Below are 12,755 nucleotides of genomic sequence, written 5' to 3'. Positions count from 1 at the left end.
GATGAGAATACTAATAGATAAGGCAAGTGTAGGGAAGTACTTGAGTGTATCGACCTTTCGGAAGGTAGAGGACTTTGAGAGATACGCAAGGGAGGCGCAGATGTTTGACCTCAAGCCTTTGGTATGTGAAGATTTCTATCAGGACTTGGTGAGCGAGACGCCACAGCGGGATTATTCATTACTCTTAGAGGGTGGAAGTTACACGCATCAAGGAAGGAAGTACGAGTTTGCAGGATTGAAGGCGGTATTAGCATATTTCTCCTATGCTAGGTATATATTTACAGGTCATCAGGTAGATACGCCCTACGGAGTAAGAGGAAAGGTGTATCAGGATGGAGAGGGAGTGAGTCAGGGAGAACGTAGAGACTTACGAACGTTGTATATGCAGAATGCGAATGAGTTATGGGAGGATTGTAGGAGGTACATAGAGCGTCATAGGGGTCAATTTCCGGAATGGTCTTCTTGTGATACAGGTTGTGGAGTGATTCAGGAGCGAAGAGGAGGTGTTAGAGTAAGTTTGATTTAAAAAGAAAAAAATGAGATGCAACAAGGTGTTGAATGAAGATCTTCAGATAGACTGCTCACGTGTTCCGGTAGTAGGTATAGAGAATAAGGTCGTATTGATTCCTTTTGACGCTATAGATAGGAGCAGGATACGAATAGAGAGGAATAGGTTGTTAGACTTTTCTCTTAAGAATGGAGCTCGTGGTTATGTAGTTGAGGGGTACAGTCGGCACTTTACGGGTATTCAGAAGTATCAGGGGGAGGATAGTTATACACAAGAATTGTCATTGAGGATATATGACTCTAAGTATATAGAGGAGATAGAGGGTTTAACTGAGAGTCTATATGTAGCTATTATTCTTACTATGGAGGGACGCTATGAGGTGTTGGGGTATGATGCGGGATTGGAAGTGAGAAGTCTGGAGCGTGATTATAATAAGAGTGCTATACGATTCACTCTTGGGACGGGGTCGATACGTGAGCGTAGTCTGTTGTACTTTCTTGATGGTGATCCTCAGGAGATGAGGAAGAGATTTGACAGGGGATTTGTGAGTGTATGGGGAAGAAGAATTTTTGATTCAAGTTTTGATTTAAGTTTTGAGTAAAATAAATAAAGAATGGAAAAGATATTTGTAACGCTATGGATTCTCTTTGGAGTGTATATATTGGTGCTGATAATGATATTAGCGGATTTGTGGAGTGGTGTTAGGAAGGCTCGCAGGAATGGAGAAGTGCGTACTTCATACGGATACAAGAGAACCGTAGGGAAGTTGGCTCAATATTATAATGTATTGATAGCATTAACAGTAGTAGATAGTATGCAGATGAGCGCGGTGTGGTACTTTGAACAATATTACCATAATACGGTGTGGTTCTTCCCTTTTATGACTTTGGGAGGCGCATTGTTGTTGTGCCTTATCGAGGTTAAAAGTATCTACGAGAAGGCTGAGGATAAGGTTCGATTTGATAGAGCCGGTCAGGTGATAGGTCGAATCATACTGAATAAGGATGATAAGGAGGAGATAGCGCGGTCGATAAAGGAATATTTGAATAATAGCGACAATGAGGAGCGTGTAGGAGATTTACAAGGCAATAGTGACTCTGTTGTCATTTCTAAAAAAGGAGGAATATGAAGGAGGTATTAGAGAGGATAGCGAGAGTGGAGGGGTGGGGATTTGATTATGGTAGGAGAGACTTTCATAACTTGGATTTAGAGGAGAAGACTTTTACACTCTTCTTAGACCCTGTAGAGGAGCAGATTTTTTTTGAAGGGAATGTAGTTCGTAATAGAATATATAAGGGGCGTTGTATGTTATTGATGTGTAGTGAATACGATAGGGTGTATGATGGACAGGTTGGGAATGCGATTACAGAGGGTCGCTATGAGAGGTATATCAGGCGGTGTAAGGAGGAGGTGATGAAGATTCCTAAGTCCTTTTGTTATGACTATGAGATACAACAGTGGCGAATGGTTGAGGTTATCAACTTATATGATGATAACTATGACGGAGTACTGGTAGAGTTTCAGATAGCAACAGTATTATGATAGTAGAGAAGATTTTACAGGAGGAATTAGAGGAGTTGAGAAAGGACTTGATTGCGAAGTATGAAGAACTAGGAATGCGATCTACTGGAGAATGGGAACGAGGTCTGGAGACGGAGGTGATACATAGAGATGGCGGTTATAGCGGTGTTATAACGGGGTTAGATTATACGTATTATATGCAGTGGGGTCGAGCAGAGGGCAGGATGCCACCAGTGGGAGCGATATTGGAGTGGATAGAGGCGAAGGGGTTAAGACCGGTGGAGGAGAAGATGAAGGTATCAACATTAGCCTATCTCATAGCAAGGAAGATAGGGAGGGAAGGAACAAGACGGTATCAGGACGGAGGAGTTCCGGCGTTTGTAGATGCGGTAATTACAGAGGATCGCATCCAGCGAATTATGGATAGAGTAGGAGAGGGATGTATAGTTAGGTTCGAGAGTGAGGTAATAGATATCATAAGAGAAATGGTAGCATAAGATGGGACAGATTGTTAGACAGACAGGGGATTATACAAGTGCGCACTTGGGTTACACGCTGACGTATGTAGTAGATTATCGATTTGATAGCAATGTAGATGACTTCAGGGATACATACTTGGATATAAGTGCGAGTTATGATGGGGAGACACATTGGGTACGTTATACAGTACATAGGAGAGAGGTGGAGATAGACTTGAGCGAGATATTCAAGGTTTTTTTTGCGAAAAAATACAAGGGGAGGCAGATACTTTTGGGTCACGTTCCGATTATTAATGTTAATCTTTCTTTTTCGTGTGTGAAGATGCTTGATAGGCGTACGAGAAAGGTCTTGGAATCGGAGAGAGTCGAATTAGTAGTAGTAGATGCTACGTGTAGTTCTTATGAGTTAAGAATAGGGAAGAGATTGGGAGGAGAGGGAAAGGTATATTATAAGGGGTATCCACAGATAGATACATATTTATATTCTGAGAATGGTGTCTTCAAGGGAGTGAATATATTGAGGGGAACAAGGAGTATTACGGTAGGAGATATTACATTTTATCCAAGGGGTGAGGTAACACGAGAGATAGATAGATGTGGCGTATTCTTGCGGTGGCGTACGCGTTATGGGAATTGGGGTTATGGATTGTTTTCGAAAAAATATGTGGAAGAGGTTAAGAGGAAGAGTTTGGGGGGGTGGGATAGAAATGTGTATGAATGGAGAGAGCGTAGGATGGTAGGGATGACGAGTATTAGGGAGTGGAAGTTGAAGGAGAGTGTTCCTATACTGAATGATGAGATAGAGGAATATAAGGATTTGCTAGTGAGTGATGAAGTGTATCTATATATCGGAGAACGTAAGGATAGTGATTGGGTAGATAGCGATACATTCTTCGCTAGTAGCCAATGGAGAGAGGTAGAGGTAGTAGAGGGGAATGATGCGTATGAGTCGGTAACGGGAAGGTATGGAATGAGTGTAACAATACGATTTGCAGAGGATGTAAATAGAAGAAAGAGATAGAAGAAAAGTAACAAAGAATGAGAGCAATAGAGAATATTATTCAACAGATAGAAGGAGAGACTAGAACAGGAGGCAATACAAAGGAACGAGTTGGGGCTGTATTGCGACTTTTGAAGGGTAAATTAGAACAGTTTCTTAGATTATTCGGTGAAAAGTTAGACAAGGGGAATTATGAGGGTACAGCGAATGACTTGGCGAACGCTATAGATAGAAAAGTCGATAAGGTGCAGGGGAAGATACTCTCCTCGAATGACTTTACGAATGAATTGCGCAGGAAGCTGGAGGGGCTACAGCAGGTAGATGTCTCTGTATTGTTACCACGGGGGAGCTTTTCTGGAACAGCTCAAGACTTGAAGGACTTGATAGACAACCTTACACGTATTCTACAAAGTCCTGACACAGAATTGGACGAACTTCGAGAGATTGTGGCGTATATCAAGCAAAATAAGCATATACTCAGTACATTAGGAATTGACAATATTGCAGGGTTGCGGGATGCTCTAAATGGGAAGGCTCCTAATGATCATCACCACGATGACCGCTATTCACGATTGGTGCACACACATATAGAATATGCCTTACGTACCCATACCCACAGCGAGTATGCCCCAAAAAATCACAGACACAGCTGGAATGAGATAGGTGAAAAACCGGAGATAGCTACATATAAGACTATTACAGACGCTCACAAATTCCTTGATAAGAATGGAGCTATTCACTTCGGATCAGGTAGTAGTATAGCTAATGCCCCAGGCGATTCTTTTTATGAGATGGTAGGGTTTACCCATAGCTCTAAGAATTGGGGTTTTATAATTGCAAAAAACTTGGATATAAATGATAGGAAATTGTATGTAAAACAAGTTATTACTGGTAGTTATACAGGTTGGTTTGAATTGAATGGGAATAGTGAGAATATATCCATCCGTGACTATATAGAGTGTAACCATAGCCATAATGGTTCTGTTATTTTTGTTGAGACTCCATTAACCATTCAGCTTAAAGATTTAGTTTCTCTGGATTGTGTGTCTTTTCGCAAAGTATTCGCAGGCGGACAAGTAACCTTCACTTGCGATGGCAAGCAAATCATCTACACGGGAGATACATCCTTTAACGGGGGTGATGGCTCAACAGCTGTAGTGAGTATATGGAATAATAAGTGTTACATAGATATTAGGAATATATAAGATGAATGCAATACAATACTTTCAGTGGGGAGGGGGAAAGAGAAAAGATTTTATCACAATAGTATTTGAAATAGATGCTAATACAAAAAATATAATGTTCTCCTATTACTCAAAATCCAATGAATATATTCAAAAGACTAATGGTTATTATGATTATGTCTCAGTAGGAAGAAGTAATCAATACGTTGGATTTAGGTTGCCTTCACACAAATTAATAGTAGGAGAAAAGAATACTTTTGAATTTCAATCATCGGGATTATACACAATAGATGTACAGGGATTAATGGGGGTTATTAAGGTGGATTATATAGATTTGAGCAACGCAAATGAGATAGTTAAATATACGAATCTTAATATAACTTGTAATTATGTATATGTAAATCAACAACAGATGAATAAGATTAATGCAGGACAATTGCCAGATTGGCGATTACCAGTCGGAGCTCAATATTTAGTAAAATAAATCAATAATAAAAATAAAAATGAAAAAAAGCAAACGAATAATTAAGTACCTCGTGGTACATTGCTCTGCCACACCAGAGGGGCGTGCGCATACGGCTAAGGATATAGACCTATGGCATCGCCAGCGTGGATTCAACGAAATAGGGTATAATTATGTGATTCTCTTGGATGGAACGGTAGAACTAGGACGAGATGTGGATAAGATACCCGCACACGTGGAAGGACACAATATTGACAGTATTGGTATCTGCTACATTGGAGGAATTGACAAGAATACCCTACAGCCTAAGGATACTCGCACAAAAGAGCAAAAGGAGGCACTTGTCAAGCTCCTTAAAGAATTGAAAGAGCTGTACCCTAATGCCGTGATACAGGGGCATAGGGACTTTCCAAAAGTCAATAAAGCTTGCCCTTGCTACAACGCTAAGGACGAGTATAAGAATATTTAATTGTAAAAATGTTAATTATGGTAGAAATTCAAGAATTAAAAAAAGAGTATGAAAATCTACTCGCTAAAGTAGAACAATTGCCACGGACAAGAGAACTTGCGCTGGTTATTACCAAGTTGGAGGAAGGTCTTATGTGGCTCGAAAAGTCAGCTAAAAAAGATGAAAAGTAATGTATGAGAAAGATTATGTATTTACTCTTAGCTCTTATGGTGCTTTTCGGTTGCAGGAGCAAAAAATCAAGCAAAACCGAGCTGAAAGAAGAGCAAAAGAGCGAAAGAAAGGAGGTAAAAGACAGTTCTACACACGTAGAAAAGTCCCAAAAGGTCGCTACTTTTGACTTCCGACAATTGCAATCCTATGAAATCACCCTTGAGAGTGATAGGGATAGCGTAGGTAACGCCAAAGAATTGGTATATTACCGCATTAGGGATGGAGATAGTGAGACTATAAGAGTACAGGGCGGAAAGGTTATCCTTAAGAGCATAGAGAGCCATTCTAAGAGCCACCAGCAGGTTGATAGTACTCTTACTATAGATAATAAAATAATTGAGAAAAAAGAGGAAAAAAACTACGAAATAAGCCAGAAAAAACAAGAGGAGAAGCAAGTAGAGGGTACTCATTGTAGGTCTATTACTTGGATTATTATAATTAGCCTTATTCTATTCGTTGCTTGGAGGATGAAGTTGTTTTGAGTAAAAAAGTCCCTAATATTAGGGACTTTTTTATGGGGAGAGATTAATCTTGTTTGACTATTTTATTTCCATCTCTATTTGTGTAATAATTGTGTGATATTGTTTGTTCAATATTTAATAAAGGATTCTTTATAGTGTGTGTGGCTTTATATATATCACAAAGCTTTGAGTTGTCAAGAGTTTTGTATTCTTGTATTCTCTTAAATGTCTTTTCAAGAGGTGTGCCTACACAATCATTGTTGTAAGCTTCTATATTTTTCTTATCATCATTAATTATCCTTTCTGTTTTTTCAAGAGTTGTTTGTAGTTCTACAATATAATCTTTTGCTTCTTGAGAGTTGATGTTTTTAAGTTTCTCTATATTGTTCAAAGTGGTTTCTCGTAAATGTTCTGCTGTTTTTAAGTCATTTTCTAAATCACTTATCATTCCTTTCCTATCATCTTCAAAGGTAGATAAGAGGAGGTTTAAACTATCTTTGGCTGTAATTTCTTGGACTTTTTTAATTTCCTTAATTTTGAATTCAATGTTTTTGGCTTCTGTTTTAATAGTTTCCATTGTGCCTTGATTGACCCAATCATAAAGCATTTGTTCCTGTTGATTATACCCACAAGAAGAGATGAGAGTAGCGAATGCAGCTATTGTTGATACTTTTTTCATGTTGTATAAATTTAAAATCTGATTTTAGAATTAACGATTTTTTCAACGGTAAAGATTTGAATGAGCTCATTAAAATCCACAACTTGGTCAGGATATAATGGATTGAATGAATGACAAGTGATTACCTTTTTGTTATGGTCAATTTTGGTTATTTGTTTAACTATATGCCCACTACGAGTGGTTAGTACAAAGAGTTTGCTACGGATAGGCAGTGTTTCTATTGGGTCTGTCCAAAGGCGGATAAGTATCTCATCACCATCAGAGAGGGAGCGCTTGGTGCCATCATCCATACTATCTCCATTGACACGTACTACAAGGTATGATCCCTCACGGTATTCACGAGGAACTAACCTTTTGTGTGTATCAGGTAACTTATCGATTACGTCAGCGGAGAAGTCGCCTCCTAACATACCTGCTGATGCGGATAAATCTACATATTCAACCATCATATAATTTTGCTCAGCTACGGGGGATACTTCCTTAGTGCCATTTTTCGACTTGAGCTTACTAATGGAATGACTTAAGTCTTTTCCATTGATAAGGGTGTTGTCGGATAGGAACATAGTACCTTTGTTGTCAGTAATCCATTCCTTGTTGATGTCAGGAAAGGTGGTGGCTATCTCCTCAATGAGTTCTTGTGTTACTATGGTCTCTCCTTGTGATAGTAGTGCTTCATATTGCTTGAATGTCTGCTGTTGCTCAGGCGTGATTCTATTTCTCAGTGATATAAGGAGCTTTTTTAGCTTTTTGAGTATGGTTTTTTGCTGGTTGGGGGCCAAAGGAGAGGCTATAGACATTACTTTAGCTATATCAAAACCATATAGACTATTCAGCTTACCTGCCATTTCCTTTCCTACAGGTTTTCTCCCATTCATAAGTGCAGATACATAAGGCTGAGATACTTGTAAATCTGCTATTACCTCAGATTGCTTTTTCCCAAGCTGTAAAAAAGCATCCTTAATATACTTATTAAAATAACTATTTTGGTTATTTAAATTATTTTTCATTTTAGTTATATAGTTGTGTTGTGAGTATAAAAAGTATTGTTTATTTAATTATTTAGACAAGAGCAATGACTTCTATCAACATAAGTTTTTTGCCCATCTTCTTGCAGGTAATAACATCCGTTACGTTCTCCTCTGTATAACTTTTTTCCATTATAGAACCCACAAGCATCTCCCTCTTTGCTATTTTTACCACTATCTTTTGTACAAGATAAGAGTGTAAATAGAGATAAAATGATTAAAAAATGCTTCATAAAAATATATTTCAAGTAATAAATTTACGTATAAGAAACTGAAAAACAATACAATACAAATTTTAACAACAATATAACTAAAACAGTTATAAAAACATTTGTTTTATAACCAAAATAGTTATATCTTTGCAGTGTCAAAATGATACAAAAATAGATAAACATTTTACAGGTGCAAATATAACAATAAAAAATTAAAAAACAATGAAAATGAAAGAAAAAGTTAAAAAAACGATGAAGGATTACAGAAAAGCTAAAACAGGAGACCTCTCGGAGAATGTAGCTAATCATATAAAGGAATGTAACCGATTTAGCTTGGAACTGGCGGGGGTGTTGGATGTTAGACAGACAGCAGTACTTGCGGGTGCTGATAGAAGGAGTAACAAGCTATTAGGTATAGCGTTACTCCCTGTGTATAAGAAGTATGGATATAATAAGGAAGATTTATACGAAAAAATATGACACGAGTAGAATACGCAATGAGTACTTATAGTAACCTTACCCTTGAGGAGGTGAAAGAGTTTCTCGCTACAGCGAAGTTGCTTCCTGATCATATAGACCAATATGCAGAGGCAATTAGAAGAGTGAAAGAAGAGCGCCCAAAAGACAGCTTAATGAGTATAAAGGAAGTGGCAGATTTTCTCAATATAGAAAAGCAGACGGTTTCCCGCTTGGAGCGTGAAGGGTGCTTTTACAGAGTAAATGACAAAGGACATCCTAAGTACTCCTATAATGAGATAAAGGAATTTGCTAAGGGGTATGAGAAAAACAGAAGTAGAAAATAAAAAAGCCCCGCAAGAGTGCGAGGCATAAGTATAACTAAAAGTTATTAAAAAAAAATGATGGCAAAATTACTACAATTTTTTTTCTCTCGCAAGAGAAAATACGAAAAAAAATCAGACTTCGAAAGTATAGGGGGTTACCTATGCTACAAGGGTCGCAAGTGGTGCGAATTGACTCCTGAAGAGAAGGTAATATACAATGATTACCTTTTTAATCTTAAGCACCCTGATTATACAGCGATGATTCGCAGTAGTCAAGATAGATTTATTTATCAAACATTAAAAAAACAGTCCTATGAGAACAATCAGCCCTTTTGAATTTGCGCGGCTAATCAGTGAAGAGCGTGCAACCCCTGCCTACCAAGGTAACGATTACTTGGATATTCACGAAGATAGATACAATACTATTGAGAATGAATTTATGACAGAAGTAGAATACCCCGATGATTGGTATTGTCAGGTAATCTATGAGGTAACCTTAGATTATTCGGGGCGTGATAGTAGCAATCACGAAGTAGCTATAACAGAAGTATATGTTAATAGTGAAGAAGTCCAATTAACAGACGAGCAAGAAAGAGAACTCACGACACTACTCACTAAGAGAGCCAATGTAGAATACCAATTCAATGATACTGAAGGCTTATACCCCGATTATGCAACTTCTAAAATGTGGTAATATGAAAGTAGGCGATAAAGTAATAGTTAATCCCTTTATAACAACAGATCCTGCAAATCAAAAGGGCAAGGAAGGGGTGATAGTTGAGATAATCAATAATGAGGGTCTTGAAATAGTCAAAGTAAGGTTCAATAAGGGTTGTTACGGGCTATATGATGGCGATACCCTTAAAGAATCAACTAAAAGCAAAGAACAATGAAAACAACCGTAGAAAATGGCAAATGCTATGAGATAGGTGATTGGCTCTTGCAAATTGATAGAATAGACGAGCGCTATATGTGGGGATTTGGCGCTGATAGTGATAGGGTGATAGGGCATATAGCCCTCCCCATTGATAGCAAAGTAACTCGTGAAGTACCAATTAATGAGTATATCAAGTGCATAGATGATGCAAGGCAGAATGTTGCTTATGAATGCAATCATAGATTAAGACAATATGAAGAATAACCATTTAAATAGATAACGAAATGAATGAGATAAAGACAATTACCCAAGAAATGTATGAGGAATTAAAAAAACCTCTACCAGCTGAGGCTGTGAAGCCTCACTCGTCAAAAGCATTCCTTTCTTCTATCAAGGCAATCTATGTAACAGAACGATTAAATGATGTGTTTGGCTGTGGAAAATGGAGGATGAAAGTAGAGCATATAGCAACAACTGAAAAGGGTATGGTGGTGGTAAAATCCACCTTAGAAATTCCTGAGTATGGGGTGTATTATGAGAGCTTCGGAGGGAATGATAATGGAGGAGAGAATTCTAAGAATTTTGACCTTGGAGATGCATTCAAAGGTGCAAGTACAGATGCTCTTACTAAGATGTGTAGTTATTTAGGAATAGGTATAGATGTATTCAAAGGAAAGACTACAGTGCCTGCAAAAGATTTGCCTTGGCTCAATATCTTAGATAAAGATAAGAATATGACTAAGGAATGGCTCAACGTCATCAAGGGTATTAATGAGGGTAAGATAAAAAGCCCTAACGATGCAAAACAATTTTATAAGGTAAGTAAAGAGATAGAAATAAAAATACAAGAACTATTAAATAACAGACAAAATGGGGTACAGTAAAGAGATGTTTCAGCAGTTACAAGAAGAATTTGTAACTAAGTGTCAGATAGTAGAGGACGGCGAAATGCCTATATTGGAAGCTGTCCTCGCTTTCAGAGGACGAAAAAAAGAATGTGAAGCGTACATCGAAGCCGTAAAAGCCTTTGAGCAGGAGCATGAAGAGCAGATACGCACCCAAATAGAATACAATGAGGGTATTTATAAAGGGGCTAAATTCGAGGTGAGGAATGGGGGTCGTACTTTTAACTACAAGGGTATAAAAGAGTGGCAAATTGCCTCAGATAATCTCAAGGAGATAGAGGAGAAATACAAACAAGCGTTCATCAGTAAAGAAAAAGGACTTTTGCCAGTAGATGAGAATGGGGAGTTGTTAGACCTTCCTGAAGTGAATTATAGAAAGGATAGTATCATTATAAAAGAATAATCTATGGAAATAAGAGGAAAAGTATTATCAAAGGGAGATGTTGTAGCAAGGACTGATAAATTCAAGGTGCAAGAGTTCTTTTTGGATTGTTCTACATTCAACCAATATACAGGTGAAAAGAGAGAAAATATAATTAAGCTACAGGTAATCAATGTAAATATAGAGAAGTTTTCATCTGTAGTTGTGGGAATGGAGGTGAAAATTCATTTTCAGATTAACGGTAGATTCTTCGAGTGGCAGGATAAAGAGATGCACAGCCAGAATTTGACTGCGTATGCTTGGGAGGAGGTGAAATATAACTATGTGCCAAAAACTCCTGTAGTTCCTGTATCTTCTCCTGAAGACAAAAAAGATACGGGAAAAGAATCAACAACAGATGAAAATTTTGATGATTTACCTTTTTAATAATTTAAATTAAATATTAAATAACAATGAGAAAAACAGAATTAAATAGCTACAAGAGCCTAAAAGAGGAGCTTGAGCAAACCCAAAGGTATATCTATGATGAAATAAGATATAGGGAAAGAGACGGGGAAGATACCAGTGAGTTAAGAGAACAACTCGAAGAAATCGAAGACGAGATAGATTATTACACGGATTTGATAAGTGAATTAGAAGATTAAAATTAAAAAATAATGAAAAAGTATGTAATTAAATTTTTCCAAGTGGAAGAAAGTGAGTACACGGCTATTGTAGAAGCAGAAAGCTACGAAGAAGCGATGGATATTTTTGAAGAAAGTCCGTTTGATTACCTTGAGGATAAAGAACCTGACAGTGTAGAAGGAATAGATTATTACGTTAGTAAAGTTACGGAAAACGGCGAGGTTGTATATGAAGAAATAAAGGAATTAATAGCGGAGTACCGTGAATGTTAGGCAATTAACACAACAAAAAAGCAAGTATCAATCGGGATAGTAGCAGGTTCGAGTCCTGCCTTGCTTTCAAAGACGATAACAATGAAAAAGATAACCATTCCGAGTAACGTAAAAAACGGCAAATTGGTGCAAAATCGCAATCTTATACAAAACGCTATAGCCTCCTTTGAAGACACAAATATCAATATCACCATTGAGAGGCGAAGCAAGAAACGAAGCGTACAGCAAAATGCATTCTATTGGGGCTTTTGGATACCTATCATTCAACAAGCTATTAATGACACTTGGGGCGAGTTTTACCCTCCTAATGAGGTTCATAATGTACTGAAAGTCTTGTGTAATTATGAGGAGCGTCCTAATCCTGCTACTGGTGAGATACAACGAGTGCCAGTGAGTAGCACCAAGTTAAGCACTTATGAATGGGAAAAGGAATTTAAGCAGCAAGTAAGGCAGATGTGTATGGATAATTTCAATCTTGATTTGCCAGAACCCGACAATGAGGAATAAACAATTTTCACCTCATTAAGCAATGCAAAAAATCATTCCTAACTATCTAAAAACCAACGCAAAAAAGTAAATAAGCAAGATTTAAAGTAAAATAAGCAATGAAAGAAACCGTTAATCGTTTTGAGGAGGAGATCATCACAACCTCCAACCTATCTGAGATGAAGGATAAGTACTTAGCTGAGACACTCTACCGAA

At 37.7% G+C, this 12,755-nt stretch carries 26 protein-coding genes; 23 read left to right on the top strand and 3 right to left on the bottom strand.

Translation table 11 applies throughout. From position 1 onward, the window contains the following. Position 1: 1 nt before the first annotated feature. Genes RYK20_RS04770 through RYK20_RS04720 form a run of 11 tightly spaced genes read left to right on the top strand, consistent with a single transcriptional unit; the run spans position 2 to position 6,316 of the window. Positions 2-526 carry a hypothetical protein gene (locus RYK20_RS04770; RefSeq protein ID WP_314894603.1) on the top strand — a complete coding sequence of 175 codons (525 nt, stop codon included), beginning with the start codon at positions 2-4 and terminating at the stop codon, positions 524-526. A gap of 10 nt (positions 527-536) precedes the next feature. Next, on the top strand, positions 537-1,109 hold the full coding sequence (locus RYK20_RS04765) for a hypothetical protein (protein WP_314894602.1): 573 nt from the start codon (positions 537-539) through the stop codon (positions 1,107-1,109). 12 nt (positions 1,110-1,121) lie between these two features. Beyond that, positions 1,122-1,637 (top strand): phage holin family protein, encoded by a 516-nt coding sequence (locus tag RYK20_RS04760; protein ID WP_314894601.1) that lies wholly within the window; start codon positions 1,122-1,124, stop codon positions 1,635-1,637. Then, the gene (locus RYK20_RS04755) at positions 1,634-2,050 is read left to right on the top strand and encodes a hypothetical protein (RefSeq protein WP_314894600.1); all 417 of its coding nucleotides are present in this window, start codon (positions 1,634-1,636) and stop codon (positions 2,048-2,050) included. The genes RYK20_RS04760 and RYK20_RS04755 overlap by 4 nt, the downstream gene beginning before the upstream one ends. Further along, entirely contained in the window at positions 2,047-2,526 is a 480-nt protein-coding gene (locus RYK20_RS04750; RefSeq protein ID WP_314894599.1) for a hypothetical protein, read from the top strand. Before RYK20_RS04755 ends, RYK20_RS04750 begins: the two co-directional genes overlap by 4 nt. A gap of 1 nt (position 2,527) precedes the next feature. After that, positions 2,528-3,529: a hypothetical protein gene (locus RYK20_RS04745; protein ID WP_314894598.1), complete on the top strand. Its 1,002-nt coding sequence runs from the start codon at positions 2,528-2,530 to the stop codon at positions 3,527-3,529. A gap of 17 nt (positions 3,530-3,546) precedes the next feature. Then, positions 3,547-4,713 carry a hypothetical protein gene (locus tag RYK20_RS04740; RefSeq protein ID WP_314894597.1) on the top strand — a complete coding sequence of 389 codons (1,167 nt, stop codon included), beginning with the start codon at positions 3,547-3,549 and terminating at the stop codon, positions 4,711-4,713. Between the two features lies 1 nt (position 4,714). Beyond that, positions 4,715-5,176 carry a hypothetical protein gene (locus tag RYK20_RS04735; protein ID WP_314894596.1) on the top strand — a complete coding sequence of 154 codons (462 nt, stop codon included), beginning with the start codon at positions 4,715-4,717 and terminating at the stop codon, positions 5,174-5,176. A gap of 19 nt (positions 5,177-5,195) precedes the next feature. Next, entirely contained in the window at positions 5,196-5,624 is a 429-nt protein-coding gene (locus tag RYK20_RS04730) for an N-acetylmuramoyl-L-alanine amidase (protein ID WP_314894595.1), read from the top strand. A 17-nt stretch (positions 5,625-5,641) separates the two neighbouring features. Then, positions 5,642-5,794, top strand: a complete 153-nt coding sequence (locus tag RYK20_RS04725) for a hypothetical protein (RefSeq protein WP_314894594.1) — start codon at positions 5,642-5,644, stop codon at positions 5,792-5,794. 3 nt (positions 5,795-5,797) lie between these two features. Next, on the top strand, positions 5,798-6,316 hold the full coding sequence (locus RYK20_RS04720) for a hypothetical protein (protein ID WP_314894593.1): 519 nt from the start codon (positions 5,798-5,800) through the stop codon (positions 6,314-6,316). A 43-nt stretch (positions 6,317-6,359) separates the two neighbouring features. On the opposite strand, the gene RYK20_RS04715 is transcribed toward RYK20_RS04720, so the two are convergent. The 3 genes from RYK20_RS04715 to RYK20_RS04705 are packed head-to-tail and all read right to left on the bottom strand — an operon-like array spanning position 6,360 to position 8,232. Next, positions 6,360-6,974, bottom strand: a complete 615-nt coding sequence (locus RYK20_RS04715) for a hypothetical protein (RefSeq protein ID WP_314894592.1) — start codon at positions 6,972-6,974, stop codon at positions 6,360-6,362. An 11-nt stretch (positions 6,975-6,985) separates the two neighbouring features. Beyond that, positions 6,986-7,981 carry a S24 family peptidase gene (locus tag RYK20_RS04710; protein WP_314894591.1) on the bottom strand — a complete coding sequence of 332 codons (996 nt, stop codon included), beginning with the start codon at positions 7,979-7,981 and terminating at the stop codon, positions 6,986-6,988. Between the two features lie 44 nt (positions 7,982-8,025). After that, the gene (locus RYK20_RS04705; RefSeq protein WP_314894590.1) at positions 8,026-8,232 is read right to left on the bottom strand and encodes a hypothetical protein; all 207 of its coding nucleotides are present in this window, start codon (positions 8,230-8,232) and stop codon (positions 8,026-8,028) included. A gap of 207 nt (positions 8,233-8,439) precedes the next feature. Between RYK20_RS04705 and RYK20_RS04700 the strand changes: the two genes are divergently transcribed. The 12 genes from RYK20_RS04700 to RYK20_RS04645 all read left to right on the top strand — a co-directional run bounded on the left by RYK20_RS04700 (position 8,440) and on the right by RYK20_RS04645 (position 12,560). Next, a complete protein-coding gene (locus RYK20_RS04700) occupies positions 8,440-8,691 on the top strand; it encodes a hypothetical protein (protein WP_314894589.1) in 252 nt (83 codons plus the stop codon). Then, complete coding sequence (locus RYK20_RS04695) at positions 8,688-9,014, top strand: hypothetical protein (RefSeq protein ID WP_314894588.1); 327 nt, start codon at positions 8,688-8,690, stop codon at positions 9,012-9,014. Before RYK20_RS04700 ends, RYK20_RS04695 begins: the two co-directional genes overlap by 4 nt. Before the next feature lie 54 nt (positions 9,015-9,068). Next, a complete protein-coding gene (locus RYK20_RS04690; protein WP_314894587.1) occupies positions 9,069-9,329 on the top strand; it encodes a hypothetical protein in 261 nt (86 codons plus the stop codon). Continuing rightward, a complete protein-coding gene (locus RYK20_RS04685) occupies positions 9,307-9,687 on the top strand; it encodes a hypothetical protein (protein ID WP_314894177.1) in 381 nt (126 codons plus the stop codon). Before RYK20_RS04690 ends, RYK20_RS04685 begins: the two co-directional genes overlap by 23 nt. A gap of 1 nt (position 9,688) precedes the next feature. Continuing rightward, positions 9,689-9,886, top strand: coding sequence for a hypothetical protein (locus tag RYK20_RS04680; RefSeq protein ID WP_314894586.1), 198 nt, complete (start codon positions 9,689-9,691; stop codon positions 9,884-9,886). Then, positions 9,883-10,134 carry a hypothetical protein gene (locus tag RYK20_RS04675; protein ID WP_314894585.1) on the top strand — a complete coding sequence of 84 codons (252 nt, stop codon included), beginning with the start codon at positions 9,883-9,885 and terminating at the stop codon, positions 10,132-10,134. Before RYK20_RS04680 ends, RYK20_RS04675 begins: the two co-directional genes overlap by 4 nt. A 20-nt stretch (positions 10,135-10,154) precedes the next feature. Next, positions 10,155-10,754: a Rad52/Rad22 family DNA repair protein gene (locus RYK20_RS04670; RefSeq protein WP_314894584.1), complete on the top strand. Its 600-nt coding sequence runs from the start codon at positions 10,155-10,157 to the stop codon at positions 10,752-10,754. Further along, a complete protein-coding gene (locus tag RYK20_RS04665) occupies positions 10,741-11,178 on the top strand; it encodes a hypothetical protein (RefSeq protein WP_314894583.1) in 438 nt (145 codons plus the stop codon). Before RYK20_RS04670 ends, RYK20_RS04665 begins: the two co-directional genes overlap by 14 nt. A 3-nt stretch (positions 11,179-11,181) precedes the next feature. After that, positions 11,182-11,583 (top strand): DUF3127 domain-containing protein, encoded by a 402-nt coding sequence (locus RYK20_RS04660; RefSeq protein WP_314894172.1) that lies wholly within the window; start codon positions 11,182-11,184, stop codon positions 11,581-11,583. A gap of 26 nt (positions 11,584-11,609) precedes the next feature. Beyond that, positions 11,610-11,801 carry a hypothetical protein gene (locus tag RYK20_RS04655; RefSeq protein ID WP_314894582.1) on the top strand — a complete coding sequence of 64 codons (192 nt, stop codon included), beginning with the start codon at positions 11,610-11,612 and terminating at the stop codon, positions 11,799-11,801. 12 nt (positions 11,802-11,813) lie between these two features. Then, on the top strand, positions 11,814-12,053 hold the full coding sequence (locus tag RYK20_RS04650; RefSeq protein ID WP_314894581.1) for a hypothetical protein: 240 nt from the start codon (positions 11,814-11,816) through the stop codon (positions 12,051-12,053). Between the two features lie 81 nt (positions 12,054-12,134). Beyond that, positions 12,135-12,560 carry a hypothetical protein gene (locus tag RYK20_RS04645; protein ID WP_314894580.1) on the top strand — a complete coding sequence of 142 codons (426 nt, stop codon included), beginning with the start codon at positions 12,135-12,137 and terminating at the stop codon, positions 12,558-12,560. Positions 12,561-12,755: the final 195 nt, after the last annotated feature.

This window comes from uncultured Capnocytophaga sp., from assembly GCF_963525585.1.
Lineage (GTDB): Bacteria > Bacteroidota > Bacteroidia > Flavobacteriales > Flavobacteriaceae > Capnocytophaga.
Note: the sequence above shows the minus strand (reverse complement) of the source record. Positions and strands in the feature narration are given on the sequence as shown.

What these genes read in the sequence shown, in the direction of transcription:
- RYK20_RS04670 (WP_314894584.1), top strand. Translation starts at nt 10,155, where the DNA reads ATGAATGAGATAAAGACAATTACCCAAGAAATGTATGAGGAATTAAAA.
- RYK20_RS04680 (WP_314894586.1), top strand. Translation starts at nt 9,689, where the DNA reads ATGAAAGTAGGCGATAAAGTAATAGTTAATCCCTTTATAACAACAGAT.
- RYK20_RS04745 (WP_314894598.1), top strand. Translation starts at nt 2,528, where the DNA reads ATGGGACAGATTGTTAGACAGACAGGGGATTATACAAGTGCGCACTTG.
- RYK20_RS04755 (WP_314894600.1), top strand. Translation starts at nt 1,634, where the DNA reads ATGAAGGAGGTATTAGAGAGGATAGCGAGAGTGGAGGGGTGGGGATTT.
- RYK20_RS04700 (WP_314894589.1), top strand. Translation starts at nt 8,440, where the DNA reads ATGAAAGAAAAAGTTAAAAAAACGATGAAGGATTACAGAAAAGCTAAA.
- RYK20_RS04740 (WP_314894597.1), top strand. Translation starts at nt 3,547, where the DNA reads ATGAGAGCAATAGAGAATATTATTCAACAGATAGAAGGAGAGACTAGA.
- RYK20_RS04675 (WP_314894585.1), top strand. Translation starts at nt 9,883, where the DNA reads ATGAAAACAACCGTAGAAAATGGCAAATGCTATGAGATAGGTGATTGG.
- RYK20_RS04710 (WP_314894591.1), bottom strand. Translation starts at nt 7,981, where the DNA reads ATGAAAAATAATTTAAATAACCAAAATAGTTATTTTAATAAGTATATT.
- RYK20_RS04650 (WP_314894581.1), top strand. Translation starts at nt 11,814, where the DNA reads ATGAAAAAGTATGTAATTAAATTTTTCCAAGTGGAAGAAAGTGAGTAC.
- RYK20_RS04715 (WP_314894592.1), bottom strand. Translation starts at nt 6,974, where the DNA reads ATGAAAAAAGTATCAACAATAGCTGCATTCGCTACTCTCATCTCTTCT.
- RYK20_RS04760 (WP_314894601.1), top strand. Translation starts at nt 1,122, where the DNA reads ATGGAAAAGATATTTGTAACGCTATGGATTCTCTTTGGAGTGTATATA.
- RYK20_RS04735 (WP_314894596.1), top strand. Translation starts at nt 4,715, where the DNA reads ATGAATGCAATACAATACTTTCAGTGGGGAGGGGGAAAGAGAAAAGAT.
- RYK20_RS04730 (WP_314894595.1), top strand. Translation starts at nt 5,196, where the DNA reads ATGAAAAAAAGCAAACGAATAATTAAGTACCTCGTGGTACATTGCTCT.
- RYK20_RS04720 (WP_314894593.1), top strand. Translation starts at nt 5,798, where the DNA reads ATGAGAAAGATTATGTATTTACTCTTAGCTCTTATGGTGCTTTTCGGT.
- RYK20_RS04655 (WP_314894582.1), top strand. Translation starts at nt 11,610, where the DNA reads ATGAGAAAAACAGAATTAAATAGCTACAAGAGCCTAAAAGAGGAGCTT.
- RYK20_RS04765 (WP_314894602.1), top strand. Translation starts at nt 537, where the DNA reads ATGAGATGCAACAAGGTGTTGAATGAAGATCTTCAGATAGACTGCTCA.
- RYK20_RS04690 (WP_314894587.1), top strand. Translation starts at nt 9,069, where the DNA reads ATGATGGCAAAATTACTACAATTTTTTTTCTCTCGCAAGAGAAAATAC.
- RYK20_RS04665 (WP_314894583.1), top strand. Translation starts at nt 10,741, where the DNA reads ATGGGGTACAGTAAAGAGATGTTTCAGCAGTTACAAGAAGAATTTGTA.
- RYK20_RS04725 (WP_314894594.1), top strand. Translation starts at nt 5,642, where the DNA reads ATGGTAGAAATTCAAGAATTAAAAAAAGAGTATGAAAATCTACTCGCT.
- RYK20_RS04770 (WP_314894603.1), top strand. Translation starts at nt 2, where the DNA reads ATGAGAATACTAATAGATAAGGCAAGTGTAGGGAAGTACTTGAGTGTA.
- RYK20_RS04685 (WP_314894177.1), top strand. Translation starts at nt 9,307, where the DNA reads ATGAGAACAATCAGCCCTTTTGAATTTGCGCGGCTAATCAGTGAAGAG.
- RYK20_RS04645 (WP_314894580.1), top strand. Translation starts at nt 12,135, where the DNA reads ATGAAAAAGATAACCATTCCGAGTAACGTAAAAAACGGCAAATTGGTG.
- RYK20_RS04695 (WP_314894588.1), top strand. Translation starts at nt 8,688, where the DNA reads ATGACACGAGTAGAATACGCAATGAGTACTTATAGTAACCTTACCCTT.
- RYK20_RS04750 (WP_314894599.1), top strand. Translation starts at nt 2,047, where the DNA reads ATGATAGTAGAGAAGATTTTACAGGAGGAATTAGAGGAGTTGAGAAAG.
- RYK20_RS04660 (WP_314894172.1), top strand. Translation starts at nt 11,182, where the DNA reads ATGGAAATAAGAGGAAAAGTATTATCAAAGGGAGATGTTGTAGCAAGG.
- RYK20_RS04705 (WP_314894590.1), bottom strand. Translation starts at nt 8,232, where the DNA reads ATGAAGCATTTTTTAATCATTTTATCTCTATTTACACTCTTATCTTGT.